The following is an 18,575-nucleotide window of genomic DNA, read 5'->3' on the forward strand; positions in this document are numbered from 1 at the left end:
GAAGCCCCCGAAACAGACCTCAATGCCAGCCGCACCCAGGGCAAGATGGTCCTCAAGGCCGAAAAGAAAGAGAAAGACGAGGATGAGGAGGAGGATGAGTAATCGGGCTCATCTCCCGGTTCTCACGTTCACCTAGAGTGAGTTTTCATCTCGCCTTACGCCGTTGTTCCCAATTGAAACGACTGGGAACAGCGGTAGCTGCGTGCCAGGTTACTTCTCCAGAGGAAACGAACCCACGCCACCTGCTTTCACACGTCACGCCACCGGATGATTTCGTGCCTGGCTTGCATCGCGCGGGACGAAAACACGACGTAGGTCTTTAGATTAACAAGCGAAAATATAAAGAATGCTGCGCCATTTCCCCCAGGCTAATGCCACCTATTCTCACGGAATACGTGATTATTTTATAGCCGCCTTAACTTTTTTTTGCGTGGCCGTCAGTTTGGTGATGGACGCCAGCGGGAGCCTGGAGCAACAAAATTTCATGGGACTCATCGCCTGGACATTCTTGCTCGGTCTGTTGTTCGGCGAAAATAAAGAAGTACGGATGCAGGTCATCATTGCGGTTGCTTTTGCCACGCTTGGTGAGCATTTTGCATCCATCTACATGCAGGGATATACCTATCGTTTTGGGAACGTACCCGCCTATGTGCCGCCCGGCCATGGAATGGTTTATTTAACGGCTGTCGCGCTCGCGCGTTCGGGTTTCTTTTTGAAGTATGCCAGAAAAATCGCTACGTTTGTCGTGGTGGTCTGCGGCGCGTGGTCAATCTGGGGGATCAGCGGTTATCCTGAACAGGGCGATCAGGTGGGTGCGTTACTGTTTTGTGTTTTTCTCATTTACCTGTTTAAAGGGCGTTCACCGATGGTTTATCTCGCCGCCTTCTTTATTACCACATGGCTGGAGCTGATCGGTACGGCGGCTGGAACCTGGAAATGGGCAACAATAGAACCTGTTCTTGGCTTGTCTCAGGGAAATCCTCCCAGCGGCGTTGCAGCCTGGTACTGCCTGGTCGATGCGGTAGCCATTGGCGGGGCTGCGCCATTGCTAAAGGCTTTGAAAAAAAGCACCGAATGGTTTAAAGCCGAGAAGCCATCAAAAAATATCCATCAGGGCGCGAGAAATGACTAGGTGTATTTCCCAAGTTGGCACAAGCTGCTGTTCTGGCAACATTTCCTAATGTCCTGTATCATGCCGATTCATGGTCGTCTGGCATAACTGTCCGGTCACAGCCGCGACCAGCCGCATATTCCTTTTGTTTACACAATCCTCGTTATTAATTGTTCTGCCTAGACCGGTCCCAACAGGCGTTGGTAGGCGGTTTGGGAGTCACAGATATGTCGTTCGACCAACTCAATCTATCAGCTGAAATTCTGCATGCTATTGCAGATCAAGGCTATACAGAACCCACCCCGATTCAGGCACAGGCGATCCCGCCAATACTTGAAGGCAAGGATATCATGGGGGGTGCGCAAACCGGTACCGGCAAGACCGCCGGTTTTACCTTGCCCATGCTTCACCGCTTGCAGTCCCATGCAAACACCAGCGTCTCTCCTGCCAGACATCCCATTCGTGCGCTAATTCTGGTCCCCACGCGGGAACTCGCGGCCCAGGTTTATGAGAGCGTCAAAACCTATGGCAAATATCTGCCGTTAAAATGTGCTGTGGTCTACGGGGGTATCAATATGGACCCCCAGGTCAAGGAATTGCGGGCTGGCGTAGAGATCCTGGTCGCGACGCCGGGACGCCTGCTGGATCACATCGAGCAGAAAACCATGAGTCTTTCCAAAGTCGAAATCCTGATACTGGATGAAGCTGACCGCATGCTGGACATGGGCTTCATGCCTGATATAAAGCGCATTCTCGCGCTGATACCGCAACACCGCCAAAGTCTGATGTTCTCCGCCACGTTTTCCGATGAAATCAAGAGACTGGCGGACAAGTTGCTGAAACAACCGGTGTTGATTGAAGTGGCGCGGCGCAACTCCATCACCGAGCTGGTAACCCACGTGGTATATCCGGTGGAGCGTGACCGCAAGCGCGAGTTACTGGCGCATCTGATCAAGTCACATGACCTGCAACAGGTGCTGGTATTTGTCCGTACCAAGCACGGTGCCAGCCGACTGGCTCAGCAGTTGGAACGTGACGGGATCACCGCAACAGCGATTCACGGCGACAAGAGCCAACCCCAACGCACCCAGGCGCTGGCGGAATTCAAACAGGGCGTGGTACGCGTACTGGTCGCAACCGACGTGGCCGCGCGCGGACTGGACATCGAAGACCTGCCGCACGTGGTCAATTTCGAATTGCCTACGACGCCGGAAGATTATATCCACCGGATTGGCCGCACTGGCCGGGCCGGAACCAAGGGGGATGCGATTTCTCTAGTATGCGAAGACGAGAACGAATTGCTTGGAGGTATCGAGAAGCTTCTGAAATTCAAGTTGAATGTCAGGACAATCGCCGGGTTCGAGCCGGAAATGCGGAATCGCACCGCGGACCAGGAAAGTAGTCGTGGGAGGCGCAACCGAGACGAACGTGCCAAGCCTGAGCAGAAGAAACCTTCCGAATCTCGTGCGGCGCAGTTCGATGAAACGCCGCAGGCCTCCCAATCCCAGGTCAAGCGTCCGAGGCAACGTGGAGAGCATGGCCGCTCGCAAGGGGGGCGCAAAACGCCGGAGGACCCTTTGTTCAGTCAGCCGTATACGCCTTCGGCCCCGTCCTCTAATAACAAGTCGGCCTCTTCCGTCAATCCCGCAACATCCTCATCTGCGATAGAGAGGAGCCATGGGCACGCCCGGCCGGGGCAGCAAAAAAAGCCGCTCGCCGCGCTATTCATGCCGCGCTCGCCAAGAAAACCCCAGCAGGAGGAGTAGCAGTATGGATGGGCGGAGACGCTGGCAGTATCCACTGCCACATCCCCGCGTCAGATATGCCTAAACGCCTTACAAAAATCTATACCCGCACCGGCGATGACGGCACCACGGGGTTGGGCGACGGCACGCGATCCGTCAAGGAAAGCCTGCGTATTGAAGCTATTGGTACCGTGGACGAGCTCAATAGTTGTATCGGCGTTCTGCTTGCAGAAAATCTAGAGGACGGAGTGCGCCTCAAACTGGAAAATATCCAGCATGATTTGTTTGACCTGGGTGGCGACTTAAGTATTCCCGGCCGCGTCAGCATGAGTGAAGCACAAGTCAGCCGTTTGGAAAAAGAACTCGATGAATACAACACCAGGCTTACCCCGCTCAGGGAATTCATACTCCCCGGCGGCGCTCGTGCCGCTGCACTCTGTCATGTGGCGCGCGCAGTATGCCGGCGCGCGGAAAGGTGCGTCGTCAAACTATCTCGAACCGAAACAATGATACCGTTTCACCTCCAATATCTTAACCGCCTGTCCGACCTCTTGTTTGTGCTGTGCCGGATCCTGAATCGTCAGCAAGGTATGGAGGATGTGCTCTGGCAGCCTGGAAAGAACCGTGATTTCGATTCCGCCTAGAAGCTAACCAGCAAATTTCGCTGGACAGACCCTAACACTACTGAATTGCGCGCGATAGCAGCATTGATCAACAGAGCGGAAACCAATTTATATTCCGTCAAATATCCTGCCTAGCCATTCTTTCTTTTTGCCAGATTCTCTGTGTCAGATCCTTTTTGGCGGAAGCTATCGAGTATCAGTAACATGGCTCCGAGGAAAATCGCGGAATCCGCCACATTAAAAGCAGGCCAGTGGTAGCCGCCCGCATGGAAATCCAGAAAATCGACGACATGGCCCAAGGTGATGCGATCCCACAAATTGCCCAGCGCACCGCCCAATATCAGCCCCAGTGCAATACAAAACAGCCGTTCGGCTGCGTGTTTGCGTAGCAGATAAACGATCAGTATTGATGCTCCGGCCGCGATCGCACTAAAAAACCAGCGTTGCCAACCGGCAGCGTCGCTCAAGAAGCTGAATGCAGCGCCCGCATTATATGCCAGCACCAAATTGAAAAAACTTGTCAATGCAATCTGCTGCCCGTGAAACAGCGCGGACTCGACCCAGCGCTTGGTAATAAAATCCAGCACCAGCACGAACAATGCCAAGCCCAGGCTGACTGGAAGCTTCATCGTATCCAATCCTCCGCCGCGCACACCGCCATCTCAGGCATACCGCCGGGGCTCGCCGGAGCCAAAAAGATTGGAGATGCATCGACCACATATCGTCGGATGACCGGGATTGATTCCAACATCCTGGCGATAATGCCAGCAGCGCTCGCATTTGGGATGCGCGCATGGCGTTACAGAAATCTTTTCTTCCCCGGAGTTCTCTGGTCGCGCCACGCGTGCTTCGGAGGTGACGAGTATCAACCGAAGTTCGTTACCCAATGAATCGAGCAGCAGGAAATCTTCTCCGCTGGCGCGAATCTCCACTGCGGCAGCAAGCGAAGAACCGATTTGCCCAAGGGCGCGGGAATCTTCCAGACGCCTTTGCACCTGCGAGCGCAGTTCGCGAAGTCTGGTCCAGCGCCTTACCAATATTTCTTCGTCCAGCTGTGGTGGAAATTTATGCCAGGTGTGCAACAAAACGCTATCACCGGTATCGCCCGCCAGATGCTCCCATACTTCTTCCGCGGTGAAACTGAGTATTGGAGCAAACAAGCGGACCAGGCTATGCGCGACGTGATGCAGCGCGCTTTGTGCCGAGCGTCGGGGGAGACCTTTGGCGGCGGCGGTATAAAGCCGGTCCTTGAGAACATCCAGATAGAATCCGCCCAGATCTTCGGAACAAAAATTATGCAGCTTGTGCACAATCAGGTGAAAATCATAGCGTTCGTAATTTTGCGTAAGATCATCCTGGAGTATTCTTATGAACGCCACCATGTAGCGGTCGATTTCCAGCCATTGATCTACTGCCACCATATCCGCGGCGGGATCGAAGTCGGCCAGGTTGGCGAGAAGAAAACGCAGCGTATTTCGTATGCGTCGGTAGCTCTCCACCACGCGTTTCAGGATTTCGTCCGAAATGGAAAGTTCGCCGGAATAATCGGTGGAAGCCACCCATAGCCGCAAAATATCCGCTCCCGACGTATCCATCACCTTTTGTGGTGCAATCACATTCCCCTTGGACTTACTCATCTTGTGACCATGACCATCCACCACGAAACCGTGGGTGAGCAAGGCGCCATAAGGTGCACGGCCGTTAATGGCGCAACCGGTGAGGAGCGAGGACTGGAACCATCCGCGGTGCTGGTCGGAGCCCTCCAGATAAAGGTCCGCTGGATACTTGAGCCGAGCGTCGAATTTTAGAACCGTATCATGAGTGGTTCCGGAATCGAACCAAACATCCAGGGTATCCGGAAGCTTCCTGTAGTCTTTCGCTTCTTCATTCAGCAGCTCCCCGGCATCCAGGTTAAACCATGCTTCGATTCCCTGCTGTTCCACGCGCCGTGCCACCTGTTCCAGCAACTCATCCGTACGGGGATGCAAGGCGCCTGTCTCCTTATGCACAAAGAATGCCATCGGCACTCCCCAGTCTCGTTGGCGCGAGACGCACCAGTCGGGCCGGTTCCTGATCATTGCTTCGAGGCGGGCCTTACCCCATACCGGGTAGAAAAGAGTGGTATCAACGGCATCCGCGGCGGATTCACGAAGTGTTTTCCCCTGCTGAGAACCCGCTGTCCAATTGCCCTTGCTCATACCGATGAACCACTGCGGCGTGGACCGGAAAATGATCGGGGTTCTATGCCGCCAGCAGTGCGGGTAGCTATGTTGAATCTTTTCCATATGCAGCAGGTGCTCGCTACGCCGCAGCGTGTCGATCACCACATCGTTGGCTTTCCATACAAACAAGCCGCCGACAACGGGCGCAGCCGCGATGAACTTGCCGTCGTCATCTACCGGGCTGTCATTGGGAAGGCCGTATTTCTGACCGATGAAATAGTCGTCCAGCCCGTGCGCTGGTGCGGTGTGCACCAGGCCTGTCCCAGCCTCCAGGGTCACATGCTCTCCGCAGATAACAGGAACCTGCTGTCCATTGAAGGGGTGATCCAACCGGATTCCCTCCAATGCCGAACCTTTACACATGGCAAGGGTTTCACCATGTAATCCATAACGCTCAAGACACGCTTGCTTGAGCTCGTCAGCCAGTATGAGCAATCCGCGAGACGTCTCCACCAGCGCGTAATCAAAACCGGGATGTACGGATACCGCCTGATTAGCAGGTAGCGTCCACGGCGTGGTGGTCCATATTACCGCATACGCCTTGACGTCTTTCGGCATGGTTATACCAAAAGGCTTCGCTAGCGGATGATGGACTGGATTACTCTCGCCTTGGGAGCGGGGACGGTTTACCTCGAAGCCGACATCAATCGCGGATGAAGTCTTGTCTTCATATTCGACTTCCGCTTCCGCCAGCGCGGAGCCACAATCGATACACCAGTTGACCGGTTTCTGTCCCTGGTAAAGATAGCCGCTTTGGTGCACCTTTCCGAGCGCGCGAATGATACCCGCCTCGGTCCGATAATTCATGGTGAGATAGGGATTATCCCAATCGCCTAGTACGCCGAGACGAATGAAATCGGCTTTTTGCCGTACCACCTGTTGCTGCGCAAAAGCGCGGCACAGCTCGCGCACTTTATCCGCCGCCAGATTCTTGCCGTATTTTTTTTCGATCTGATGTTCGATCGGCAGGCCGTGGCAATCCCAGCCCGGTACATAAGGGGCGTCAAAACCTGCCAGCGTTTTGGCCTTGATGATAATATCCTTTAGGATTTTATTGACTGCATGGCCGATGTGGATATCGCCGTTGGCATACGGCGGGCCGTCATGCAGTACAAATTTAGGACGACCTTTGCAAGCCTCACGGATAGCCCGGTAAAGATTTTTTTCCTGCCAGGCTTTGAGCATGAGAGGCTCGCGCTTGGCGAGATCGCCGCGCATGGGAAAAGGCGTATCGGGCAGGTTGAGCGTTTTTTTATAATCGGTCATGGAATATAAGTAACATCAGATCGATCTGGGCAGACGGTTTTTTCCAATATCGGCAGAAAATGCGGAGGAGTGCGAGGAAAAAAAATTCTTTGCATTCTCTACGTCTCGCCCAATTTGCCTGGTGAGCGTTTCCAAGTCAGGATATTTTTCTTCGTTCCGGAGCTTATGCAAAAAAAACACGCGCAAGTGGCAGCCGTAGATTTCGCGATCAAAATCAAATAAGTGCACTTCCAGAACAGGTTTCCCATTCTCATGTATGGTCGGGCGCACTCCCAGGCTGGCTACGCCCCGCGCCGAGCTGGGCGAGGACAACTTTGCAATACCATGCGCTTCCACCGCGAAGATTCCCGACAGCGGAGGCCGATTGTGTTTCAACTGAATATTGGCGGTTGGAAAGCCGATCTTCTTCCCGAGCTTGTCACCATTCACTACCCGCCCGCTGATACTATAGGAGCGCCCCAGCAAGCACTTGACAAGGCCAAGATCGGCCCTGGCCAAGGCTTCCCGAACCGCCGTACTCGAAACTCGCAACCCGTTCACGATGTAGCCCGGCATTTCCTCCACTTCGAAACCATGCCCTGCGGAATATTTCTTTAGCATGGAAAAATCGCCAGCGCGGCGCGCGCCAAAACGGAAATCATCGCCCACCAGCAGCCACCTGACGGCAAGCCCATGCTGCAGAACGCGGACAATGAAATCTTCCGCGCTGATTCTGGCGAAATCGAAATTGAAACGGCATATTTGCACGCGTTCCACGCCTGCCGCCGCCAGTAGCTCCAGTTTTTCCCGCAAGCTGGTAAGCCGCGTCGGCGCCTGATCCGGCGCGAAAAACTCGCGTGGATGCGGCTCGAAAATCATGACGCAAGTACTAAGGCCGAGCCGGGCGGCAGCTTCCTTTAGCCGGGCGAGCATCGCCTGATGACCCAGATGCACTCCGTCGAAATTGCCTATGGTGAGCGCAACGGGAGCTTCGGGTTGAACGGGGATGCCGCGAGAAACACGCATGCGCATAACTGCTAAAATGCTGAATTGTAGCTTGTTTCGGGCGAAAGGGTCTAGACTGTACTGTTTTAAGTTACATGCCCGTACGGTTTCAACAGGATGCACAGGGTAAAAACACACCGTCTGTAATATTTAGTCAAGGCAATAAATGTGGTCGATATGACGCCTCAATCTCACTCGCCGTGCAATCCATGTTCTGTTCCCTTCCAACCCTACAGCGCGAACTGTCGCGTGTTCCCATGGGTTTTGCGCTGTGCTAGAATTGCGCACGGCAAAAAACAGGATTGATCGCTTGGCGGAGTCGGCGCAGACCGGCCCGCCCTAAACCTAAAATCCTTATATACCGAAAAAGTACGTGAATCTGTTTCAGATGGCCAAGTAGCTCAGTCGGTAGAGCAGAGGACTGAAAATCCTTGTGTCGGTGGTTCGATTCCGCCCTTGGCCACCATAATCAAATCCTCACCACCCGTAGGCAACTCCGTGAACGGTGTGTGTGATGGCGGTGTGACGAAGTGTGTGAAACATGACTTCATCGGGGTCCAGTCCGGTAGTAGCTGAAACTACGCGGCAGAACGCCATACATCCTTCCAGAAATTTCACTAGTTGTCCCGGAATGGGTTGCTAACGCGAGCCGCCCTTTGCATTCGGAATATATATCGTTCGACGCTCCGCATAGCCAATTTTCATTCCGCTCCCTCTACAAAGTAGTTTTCTCCTGAAACTCATCGGTATCCTGACTTATCGGGATATTTCAAGGAGTTTTGGGAGGCATAAACACGCCAAAAATGGGTATTTTTCCTTCCCGTTACGCATCTCCGATAAACGACGTTTTCGAGAATAATTAAGCGGGAGTGAGCCATACCATCAGAAGAGAGATCGCGCGTTGTTCCGTGGCGAAAGAGAGTAGTTTTGCAAACCATATTAGCCCAAGCGTTATGTTTATGGGTACCACGAGTAGAATAAGGCCTTCACTAATACTCATCCTATAGGACTGCCAATGTCAATCACCCTTACAGTGGAGTTTGATCAAGAAGATGAAGAAAACTTTGGGAATGATGACAAAGTAATTGCTGGATGCAGCTGAAGCGGTTCTATATGCCTCAGACTGGACGATTTAAACGATGCGAATCATTGAAACGACAATTTATTTTCTTGAACCCGGATTTCAGCGTCGAGACGCTTGGGTTATTCGAAAAAGAAGCGCTTTCATAGAATCCATTCTCCTCAACTTACCAGTGCCCCAGATCGTTCTTGCCCAAAACCGACGTTTTTTGCACCGGCACATGCCCAGGTTTTGATTTACAGTTATTCCTGGTTCAAAATCGTATTAAATGCCAGCCGGCACGATTTCAAATGCAGGTTGCTACAGCTTATATGGGTGATACTAAGCACCATATTTCCGGGCATATGGCCATAAAGCGTACGGGCTATTCAAAGTTTCCCTTCATGAGAACACGTAGAATTGTTTTCAATATTCACCTTTATATTGGTCTCGCTGTCGGCCTGTTTCTGGTTCTGATCGGGCTAACCGGAAGCATGGTCGTTTTTCGGGAAGAGATCGAGAAACTCATGCACCCGGAATTGCTGGAAACGGCGGTACGCGGTGAGCGGGTTCCTGTGCAGACAGTATTGAATGCCGTCAAGCGGTCGTATCCAGAAGACAAGATAGTTTTTATCCGGATGCCGCGTATGCCGCAGGAAACCTATTTGCTCAAGATGAATAGCGCTCATGATTTGTTCGTGTATGCGGATCCTTACAGTGGCGAAGTCCTCGGCGCGCATAGACAGGAAGATACTTTTATAGGATGGGTTGCCCTTGTCCATACCGAACTTCTGATGGGTGAGTACGGAAAAACTGTCCTTGGCGTCACTGCATTACTTCTGATCTGCATGAGCATCACAGGTCCCTTCCTGTGGTGGCCACCTAATGGCAAGATTTCCCGAGGCCTTAAAATCGATTGGCGGGGTCCTCGGAAAAAGCTTGTTTTTGATATGCACCGCGCATTTGGAATCTATTCCGTACTTTTTCTTCTAATCGTTGCACTCACTGGTGTCTCGCTGGTGTTCAATAAAACCGTAGCCGAAATTACAAATTTTTTGACAGCCAGTGCGCCAAGACCTCCACCTCCTCCCTCCAGTTCTCCTGGAGAAACCGGAGCAATGCCTTCAATCGATGACTTGCGGCATAGGGCAGATCGCATTCTATCTGGTCCCACCACTTGGATCACTTTCCCTCAGACATCGGAGGCATCGCTTGTGATCCGGAAAAAGATGCCCGGGGAATTCAATCCAAATGGAAAAAGTTTTATCTATTTCGATCAGTATACGGGTGAAGTGTTACTAGTCGAAGACGCCTCGTCTGCCCCTGTGGGCACGCGCATCTACAATACTTTTTACCCCCTCCATATAGGTACTTTAGGCGGATTGCCCACCCGTATCTTTCAGGTGATCGTTGGTTTCTTACCGCTCCTCCTGTTTGTCACAGGCTATGTCATGTGGAGAAATCGGCGCAAGGCGAGAGCGTATAAAAACACTTCCAAAAATTGGACGAGAAATACTAGTCCGTTACGCAAGGAGAAGTAACTTGGAGCGAGAATAATGGATTCAGGAGATTACACGGCGGAACTTGGCCTACCTGCACGATCCCGGGTGAATCTGCCATTCATCCGGACTCTATGGAGAAGGTGCAGTTTCGTTACCCGTTGTCTGCCTTTTCATGAGAATGATTATGATTTACAATAACGCTCGCATCAGCCAGCCATTGCCAGCCAGTTCTCTTTCAGAGAAAACAGAAAAAGGGAGACATTGTGCTGTTCAAGATTACTTCTGCTCTCCGCTCTTTGCGGGCCCCTGTACCAATACGCTTCAAGCCGCTGGCTTTTACCATATGCATGGCAGCCTTCGCCGGCCTATTGACCGCCGGATTTATCGATCATGTTCATGCCCAAACTCCGGCACAGGCAAAACCAAAGGAAAAACCACAGGAAAAACAAGAGGCCGCCGAAAACGTGACGACACTCCCTGAGGTGAAAGTCAGTGCGGAACGCCCTGATGCGCTTCCGCAACCCTATGCCGGCGGACACGTTGCGCGCGGTGGACGGCTCGGATTGCTCGGCAATACGGATCTCATGAAGGCGCCTTTCAGCATCAGCAGCTATACGTCCCAGATGGTACGGGACCAGCACGCAATCACGGCGGCCGACGTCTTGTCCAGAGATTCTTCAGTCCGCTCTACGGGCCAGAGGGGCGGTGTCGTCGATTCTTTCTATATTCGTGGCTTTCCGATTGGCGAAGGCAATGTGGGAGAACTCGCCTTCGACGGACAGTACGGAGTAGCGCCCAACTACCGGGTATTTACCGATTACGCCGAGCGCGTCGAGGTGATCAAGGGACCTGCCGCCCTGCTGTACGGCATGTCCCCGAACAGCGGGGTAGGCGGCGTCATCAATATCGTTCCAAAGCGCGCGTCTCCAACCGACCTGACCCGGCTCACGGGCAACTACCTGTCGAACGCGCAAGGAGGCGGCCACCTCGATGTCAGCAGACGGTTTGGTGCGGATCGCCAGTTCGGCATTCGGCTCAACGGCAGCCATCATCAGGGTAATACGATGCTGGACAACCAGTTCCGCCAGGCAGATGTCGGTGCCGTGGCGCTCGACTATCAGGGCGAAAGGTTTCGGGCGACGTTTGACGCCCTTGGGCAGTATGAGCGGTTCAAGGCTCCATCGCGCCCGTTCCTGGTTGCCCCGGGCCTCGACGTGCCCTCCGCACCCGATGGCAGGCGTAACGTAACCCAGCCTTGGGGCCGGTCGACGATCGAGGACGTGTCGCTCCTGGCCAAGGCGGAATACGACATCTCGAACTCGCTGACACTGTTCGGCAGTGTCGGCGGCTCCCAATCGTGGGTGGATCGGCTCTCGGATCAGACGCCTACGATCCAGAATGCCGCCGGCGATACCAATTCAACGCCGATGCACTTCAGGTTCGGCGTCAATCGTTCCAGCGCAGACGGTGGGTTGCGTGCCCGCTTCAATACCGGCCCCATTCGCCACACCATGACACTTCAGGGCAGCGGTTATCGGGATCGTCTGGATCGAGGTTCCACTACTGGTACGGCAGTGTTGTCGAACATGTATTCCCCAATCGATCGCCCCGCTCAAGACTTGGCCAAGCCTGGCCTGTTGAAAGCCTCGGAGACAGAATTCTACGGAGGCGCATTAACCGATGTCCTGTCTATCGCCGACGAACGCGTGCTGCTTACGCTCGGCGTGCGCTTGCAGCAGATCAGCTCGGACAACTTCGGTCCAACGGGTGCCGTCACTTCTTCCTATGACAAGGGCGCCGTCACCCCGCTGGCCGGTCTGGTCGTCAGGCCCTGGAAAAACGTCTCGGTCTACGCCAACCGCATGGAAGGGCTAAGCAAGGGCGACATTGCGCCACAGATCGCGGCCAATGCCGGCCAGATCTTCGCACCCTACAAAACCGAACAAGTCGAAGTCGGCGTCAAGATTGATCATGGCCGCCTGATCACTACACTTAGTCTCTTCGAGATCAAAAGGCCTAGCGGCCAGCTCACGGGTAATATCTTTGCCGTGGATAGTGAGCAGCGCAACCGCGGCCTGGAACTCTCCCTATTCGGCGAACCCCTATCAGGTCTTCGGCTGCTGGGCGGCGCGACGCTGTTCGATGCCGAATTGACGAAGACCAGCAGCGCGGCCACGGTGGGCAACAAGCCGGTCGGTGTGCCGACATTGCAAGCCAATCTGAGCACCGAATGGGATGTGCGGTGGCTGCCCGGATTCACCCTGACCGGACATCTTATCCATACCGGCAAACGATATATCGACCAGGCGAATACGCAAAGCGTGCCTTCCTGGACGACATTTGACTTTGGCGCGCGCTACAGTACCAAGGTGGCTGGAAAATCGACCACCGTCCGGGCCAATCTACTTAATGCATTCGATACCAACCACTGGTCAGGCGTGGCCTCTTTCGGCACTTTATCGCTAGGCCTTCCGCGTACCGTACTAGTATCGGCCACGGTCGACTTTTGAAGTTTTGAATAGGTACATGCATGCACGACAATCACCTATCAGAGAATGAAGCCGAGCACATACGTGGCGCGATTCCCATCGGGCTACCGCCCATTCTCAACCAAAGCATAGCGGACATCGTCTATCATAATTTTTGAAAGAAAGCCTTAAGCGAACTACAGTTTTATCACTTTCTGAGAGGATCTTGCTTGTGCTAAGCATTCTTCTTAGAACTGCGCGGTATCCAGACTCCACCGATGAGTTGCATGCTCTAATTTTTCGTCCTGACCATAAAAATAGTCTCCTGAGCACTGATTTTTCAACGTGCCATGAAAATGACTTTCCGACCAAGATTGTAAAGATTAATCGCTGCGTTGGCCCCAAAACGTATCTCGATGATTGTCTGACTGAGCCCTTGCCACCAATTCATTGCTTTATCTCGTCTAAAAAATCTCACAAAGCCCGCTAGAATCATAACGACTAGCAGGTTTTTGTTTTACCCCATTCATTCCCGTCCATTGCAATCAACTTACTATTTTACGTATATTTCAGCTGCTGATACCAGCATCATATCGTTCCGGTTTAGAGCGTCCCTTTTCGTTATTGCTTGGATAACTGGTTTTGGCCCAGCAGCGCAATACCTCAGCCACGCTCCATGCCTGGGAAATACAACCCCTTGGCATAAACGGCTCTCTTGCATCGCAAATTTCGCTTATCGAGCCTATGCAAGCTTCATTGAGATGAGGAATAAATCCTTCCAGGAATTTTCGTGCGGTTTCCTTGCTATCCGGATTTAGGGCGAGGTAAGCATCGATAAAAGGTCCGATCAGCCATGGCCAAACGGTACCTTGATGGTACGCTGCGTCCCTCGCGCGCAAATCGCCGAAATATTTGGGTTTATAGTCGGGATGATCCGGGGATAAGGATCGCAAGCCTACGGGAGTTAAAAGCATTTGCTGCACAATCTCTATAACTGGCTGCCAGTATTTTTTATCAAGAACGGGATATTTAAGGGAAAAGGAAATGAGCTGATTTGGACGGCAAGCGCTGTCATCACCGTTTTCGCCATCTATGACATCATAAAGATAATTGCCGCCTCCAAACCAGAACCGTTCGTTGAATGATTTGCGCAACTTCTCGGCATGCTCTTTATATTTTCTCGCCGTGCTGGTCTCTCTTTCCGCCTCCAGCCACTCGGCAAGAAGACAAAGAGCATTGTAAAAAAGGCCATTGATTTCAACTGCTTTCCCACGTCGAGGTGTTACCACCCAATCATCAACCTTAGCGTCCATCCAGGTAAGTTGATAACCTTCTTCCCCCTGAATGATGAGGCCATCGCTGGCATCGACGTGGATACCGAACCAGGTACCTTGAATATGATGTTCGATAATGCTAATAAGCGATGGTAGCAAAAACCGCAGGGTTATACGGTCATCCGTATAGGCAAGATAACGGTCCAGCGCATGGAAGTACCACAAGGTCGCGTCGGCTGTATGGTAAACGCCCTCATCCGCCCCTTCAGGTATAAAGTTTGGTATAAGGCCATTGCGGACGTAACGGTTGAAGGTGCGCAAGATTCCCCGCGCATCAGAATAGCGTCCCGTTGTCAAGGTCAGCCCTTCAAGGGCGATCATGGTGTCACGGCCCCAATCCGTAAACCAGTGATAACCGGCAATCACTGCCCGTACCTTATCGTCCATGGCGTGCGCCTGTACTTTGTCTCGCAAGCGTCCTCTTGGTTCGAAAAGAAACTGGTCCGCCGCCAGTACGAGTTCCGCGACTATGCCGCTCTGCACCGAGGATTCGGCGTGCTCGATCAGGCCGGATCTGCGCTGGCGCTCAAAAGCCAGGGCTTCGGAAGGACTCATTGCCTCGATGTTGGCCCAGCTCTCAGTCGATAATATAAGCGTAATTTCCTGGCCTGGCGTTATCGGCATTTGGAAAAACCCGGGCGTCCATGATACATGCCGCGCTTCATAACCGCGCTCGGCATCCTTTCTAAAAAAAGTATCACGGTTCATGCCGCCTTCGGTCACAAAATAAGCCCGCTCATATCGCAATGACATGCGCAGCCGGGGAAGGTTTTCACCGGCCGAGACTTCATACCGGTCATTCTGCATATGTAAGGCAAAAGGCAAGGCTTGCGGATTGTAATCCGATTCCTGTGGAGGCCTGAACGAAACAAAAGGCCTTAACTCAAGCTGCACTGCCTTAGGAGCGGATAAAATCCTATAGTTAACATAAACAGTGTTCTGCCGGTGAAGCATGAAGATAGTCCGTTCGATTTCGACGTCTTCGACCTTGTAATGCCAAATGGGAATTCCATATTCCAGACGAAATTCGTGCAGCTGCCCTTCTCCCGGAACATCGATGGTTCCCGGTTCCGTTTCCTCACCGGTAATTGAAATAATCTTGCCAGACGAAAACCGGAGTTGTTCGGACAGATTCTTGACGATCATAATGCGTCCAAGAGGCTCAGCTTCCGCCGAAACCAGGATTCCATGATAGCGCCAGGTATTGACGTTCCCTATCGTGCCGGACGCATAGCCGCTAAGCCCATTGGTAACCAGCCATTCCCGACTTAAAAGAAGGTCGGTGATACTGGTTTTCTCATCTACATTGGAAAGCTTGAAAACGCATTGAGGGACTTCATTCATTTGGTCTCTTCCGATTTTTTAATGTCAGGTTTGACTTCACTAGAATCGGTAGGTCTCATCCATATGGCTGCATGACCCGGTATATACCAGTTTCGCGTACTGTCCGGACAGGCGGCTCCTGTGCCGCCATATTTAGGATGCTCGCTGGACCAGGCAATCGTCCATAATTTACCTGCCATTGGTCCAAGTAAAGGTTCTGGCGCGGGGCGCAGGCTTAGGTCACGTCCGAAATTAACCAAAAGCAACCGGTCTTCATCTTTGCCAAAATAACGTAGGACAAAACATTCCGGTCCCAGCACCGCGCCGTCTATTCGTTCTGGATGGATAACTAAATGGTCTTCACGGCGTAGAGCGAGCAAATCTTTATAAAGTTGATAAATTTCATGGTATTGATGGCGTTCTTTTAAATCCAGTTTTGAATTTATGAAGGTTTGTGGATCACCAGGATCGGGCAGCCGGGCAAGCATTTCCTCGGTTCTCAGGCTGGGAAACTGCTGCAAAAATTCAGCGCGCCCTTTTGCAACTGTTTGCGCCAGTTCACTATCATGATCCGCAAAATAAAAGAAAGGCTTTGAGGAACCGAATTCCTGCCCTTGGAACAACATCGGTGTTTGCGGCAGCAACAAAAGAAGGGCGGACATTGCGCGGTAATGTGCTGGGCCGGTTACGTTATTAATGCGGTAGCCGCGCCCTGAATTTGCCACCTGATCATGGTTTTCAATGAAGTGAACGAAGCGGAAGCGAGCTATATCAAATGCCGGGGTTCCGCGTCTTTGCTCCTGCCATTCATATCTTTGGCCTTGGTAAAGAAATCCATATTTGGCGGCTGAAATAAATTCCTGCGGGGATCCCTTGTAGTCCGTATAGTAGGCCTCGCTCCTCCCGGTTAATGTAACAACAGCGGTATGGTGGAAATCGTCATTCCACACTGATGTAACGCCATAGCCGCCGGGTTCAAAAAAAATGGAATTCTGCGGCTCATTTTCCGCCACGAAATACAGATTCCGGTTCGGATTACGCGATTTGGCCTGCTCAATCATTTCTTGAATGATATATTTTTCTGATGAATCTTTGATGTTCTGGGTGGCGTCGAAGCGCAGACCGTCAAAGTGAAACTTTTCGATCCAGTACAGGATGTTCTGGATAAAATATTCCCGCACCGGCCCCGAATGTTCACCGTCGAAATTAATACCAGCACCCCAGTCGGTTTTATAACCTTTGGAAAAATAATTTTCGGAGAATAGGTGCAGAAAATTTCCGCTGGGGCCGAGATGGTTGCAAACCACGTCCAGTATTACGGCCAGCCCTGCTTCATGCGCCTTATTGATAAAAGATTTTAAATCGTCTGGCGTCCCATAAAGATGACAAGGCGCGAATAGATTGACGCCATCATATCCCCAGCCGAAGCGCCCGGCAAAATCGGCAATCGGCATCACTTCGATCGTCGTTATGCCAAGATCCTTTAATTCCCATAGTTCTTCAGCTGCGGCAAGCCAGGTACCATCTTCGACAAAAGTTCCAATGTGAAGCTCATAAATGACATGCTCATCTTCAGGTATGCCTGTCCAGTTCTGATCAGTCCATGGGAAAGATTTATGGTCGATTATCTGCGATGGACCAAAAGGCCCTTGCGGCTGGAAATAAGATGCAGGATCGGGATACAAATTGCCGTCATTATCTAATTGGTATCGGTAAAGGCTGCCGGCTTTGGAGGCTGGGACAATACCGGAGAAGAAACCATCTTCGTCTTTTTTCAAGGCATAGGAAGAAGTTTTAATGCCTTTGCCGTTTTCCAACACCAGAGTTACCGCATGTCTCTCCGGCGCCCAGACACGAAAATGAACATTTCCACCAATTAAGTTTGTTCCAATCATTGTAATTGCCTATTAGGGAACATTGAATTCAGTTTGTGAAATTAAAATAACCCCATGATCTTGATTTTTATTGGTTCCCTTAATCCAGGCCGGCTGTGCGCATTGATAAATTTCCAGCCTTGATTTTACGGCTTGAAACTAAGTAGTCGTCCCTGAAATACCTGTTAAACCAATACCGGCAAACCCGCATAGATATTAGCATTTAGGGGTATACAACAGCTGAGGAAATTGCCGGAATTTGGATATTTATCCCTGGTTTCTGGTGCTTTGACGATGCCGAAGAAGCAAGAATTGAGTGCTTTATGAAGACCTGTTCCGCATACGTCGTTGGCGCAGACACAGCACTCACAGCCATGCTACCCAAAGAAGCGTACGTGGATCGGGGTTACCGGGTCACCGCATCTATCAAGATGCATTCAAAGTATGGATCGCCGGCCCCAAACGGAATGTCACTGCCATAGGCAAGAAACTCAAGCGCGCAATGCCGTAGAGCCGGTGATTTGACAAATGAAAACTGATGGGCGGCTGAAGGTCCTCACCTAGATAGGTTTCTCCAGCAGATTCGCAACTCGGGAATGCTTTTGCTCGGCCAGAGTTTATTTGTTCATGACCTAAGCGCCGTAGCTTTTTATATAGAAACAGAGATGCTTCCCTCAAGACCTTGCGCTCGCAATCCCTGATTTCGCCTATCTCTTCGTCAGTCAGGATATAAAGCGGCATAGATGAGCCAGGACCTGTAATACTGCTCGTATAAAGCCTTGGCTGGATAAACCAACTTTCCGTCCTATCTCAAGAAACTCCCCGAAAAGCCCGCGTCCTGCGGATTCTTTCCTTAGATAGTTCCCTCCTTGCCAAGGTTACCGCATCTGAATGCACAAACGTCCCTAACGGGCCGATCGAGGCCGGCAGTAGGATAATCTATGTTTCTCAACCCATCCTCCAGGCCATAGAGAAACTGCTTCCCTAACAGGCACAGCGGCGCCACATGGATAGACGAATATATTGCTTAAATTATAGAGTTGAGATGCCAATCAAGCATTGA

Annotated in this window: 10 protein-coding genes and 1 tRNA gene; 6 read left to right on the forward strand and 5 right to left on the reverse strand. The window is 51.9% G+C overall.

Features of this window, described 5'->3' with window-relative positions; genetic code table 11:
* The first annotated feature begins 346 nt into the window (after positions 1–346).
* From BLP45_RS08910 to BLP45_RS08920, 3 genes are all read left to right on the forward strand, one after another.
* The gene (locus BLP45_RS08910) at positions 347–1,132 is read left to right on the forward strand and encodes a hypothetical protein (RefSeq protein ID WP_090371841.1); all 786 of its coding nucleotides are present in this window, start codon (positions 347–349) and stop codon (positions 1,130–1,132) included.
* Positions 1,133–1,338: 206 nt separating this feature from the next.
* On the forward strand, positions 1,339–2,877 hold the full coding sequence (locus BLP45_RS08915) for a DEAD/DEAH box helicase (protein ID WP_090371843.1): 1,539 nt from the start codon (positions 1,339–1,341) through the stop codon (positions 2,875–2,877).
* A gap of 56 nt (positions 2,878–2,933) precedes the next feature.
* Positions 2,934–3,500, forward strand: coding sequence for a cob(I)yrinic acid a,c-diamide adenosyltransferase (locus tag BLP45_RS08920; protein ID WP_090372041.1), 567 nt, complete (start codon positions 2,934–2,936; stop codon positions 3,498–3,500).
* A 110-nt stretch (positions 3,501–3,610) separates the two neighbouring features.
* On the opposite strand, the gene lspA is transcribed toward BLP45_RS08920, so the two are convergent.
* The 3 genes from lspA to BLP45_RS08935 are packed head-to-tail and all read right to left on the reverse strand — an operon-like array spanning position 3,611 to position 7,972.
* Positions 3,611–4,108 (reverse strand): signal peptidase II, encoded by a 498-nt coding sequence (lspA, locus tag BLP45_RS08925; protein WP_090371844.1) that lies wholly within the window; start codon positions 4,106–4,108, stop codon positions 3,611–3,613.
* A 33-nt stretch (positions 4,109–4,141) separates the two neighbouring features.
* Complete coding sequence (gene ileS / locus BLP45_RS08930; protein ID WP_090371846.1) at positions 4,142–6,967, reverse strand: isoleucine--tRNA ligase; 2,826 nt, start codon at positions 6,965–6,967, stop codon at positions 4,142–4,144.
* 15 nt (positions 6,968–6,982) lie between these two features.
* Positions 6,983–7,972 carry a bifunctional riboflavin kinase/FAD synthetase gene (locus BLP45_RS08935; protein WP_090372043.1) on the reverse strand — a complete coding sequence of 330 codons (990 nt, stop codon included), beginning with the start codon at positions 7,970–7,972 and terminating at the stop codon, positions 6,983–6,985.
* A gap of 369 nt (positions 7,973–8,341) precedes the next feature.
* On the opposite strand from BLP45_RS08935, the gene BLP45_RS08940 reads away from it, so the two are divergent.
* The 3 genes from BLP45_RS08940 (at position 8,342) to BLP45_RS08950 (ending at position 13,023) form a co-directional block, all read left to right on the forward strand.
* A tRNA-Phe gene (locus BLP45_RS08940) sits at positions 8,342–8,417 on the forward strand.
* An 803-nt stretch (positions 8,418–9,220) separates the two neighbouring features.
* Positions 9,221–10,552, forward strand: a complete 1,332-nt coding sequence (locus BLP45_RS08945; protein WP_256327761.1) for a PepSY-associated TM helix domain-containing protein — start codon at positions 9,221–9,223, stop codon at positions 10,550–10,552.
* A 224-nt stretch (positions 10,553–10,776) separates the two neighbouring features.
* Positions 10,777–13,023 carry a TonB-dependent receptor gene (locus tag BLP45_RS08950; protein ID WP_256327762.1) on the forward strand — a complete coding sequence of 749 codons (2,247 nt, stop codon included), beginning with the start codon at positions 10,777–10,779 and terminating at the stop codon, positions 13,021–13,023.
* Between the two features lie 527 nt (positions 13,024–13,550).
* Here BLP45_RS08950 and BLP45_RS08955 read toward each other — a convergent pair.
* Both BLP45_RS08955 and treZ read right to left on the reverse strand, forming a co-directional pair.
* A complete protein-coding gene (locus BLP45_RS08955; RefSeq protein ID WP_090371848.1) occupies positions 13,551–15,659 on the reverse strand; it encodes an amylo-alpha-1,6-glucosidase in 2,109 nt (702 codons plus the stop codon).
* Complete coding sequence (treZ, locus tag BLP45_RS08960) at positions 15,656–17,533, reverse strand: malto-oligosyltrehalose trehalohydrolase (protein ID WP_090371849.1); 1,878 nt, start codon at positions 17,531–17,533, stop codon at positions 15,656–15,658. Before treZ ends, BLP45_RS08955 begins: the two co-directional genes overlap by 4 nt.
* Positions 17,534–18,575 lie beyond the last annotated feature (1,042 nt).

Origin of the sequence: Nitrosospira sp. Nl5 (assembly GCF_900102495.1) — a bacterium.
In the GTDB taxonomy this organism is placed as follows: domain Bacteria; phylum Pseudomonadota; class Gammaproteobacteria; order Burkholderiales; family Nitrosomonadaceae; genus Nitrosospira.

Excerpts from the sequence above, each read along its gene's own strand:
- BLP45_RS08910 (WP_090371841.1), top strand. The coding sequence starts at position 347 with ATGCTGCGCCATTTCCCCCAGGCTAATGCCACCTATTCTCACGGAATA.
- BLP45_RS08915 (WP_090371843.1), top strand. The coding sequence starts at position 1,339 with ATGTCGTTCGACCAACTCAATCTATCAGCTGAAATTCTGCATGCTATT.
- BLP45_RS08920 (WP_090372041.1), top strand. The coding sequence starts at position 2,934 with ATGCCTAAACGCCTTACAAAAATCTATACCCGCACCGGCGATGACGGC.
- lspA (WP_090371844.1), bottom strand. The coding sequence starts at position 4,108 with ATGAAGCTTCCAGTCAGCCTGGGCTTGGCATTGTTCGTGCTGGTGCTG.
- ileS (WP_090371846.1), bottom strand. The coding sequence starts at position 6,967 with ATGACCGATTATAAAAAAACGCTCAACCTGCCCGATACGCCTTTTCCC.
- BLP45_RS08935 (WP_090372043.1), bottom strand. The coding sequence starts at position 7,972 with ATGCGTGTTTCTCGCGGCATCCCCGTTCAACCCGAAGCTCCCGTTGCG.
- BLP45_RS08955 (WP_090371848.1), bottom strand. The coding sequence starts at position 15,659 with ATGAATGAAGTCCCTCAATGCGTTTTCAAGCTTTCCAATGTAGATGAG.
- treZ (WP_090371849.1), bottom strand. The coding sequence starts at position 17,533 with ATGATTGGAACAAACTTAATTGGTGGAAATGTTCATTTTCGTGTCTGG.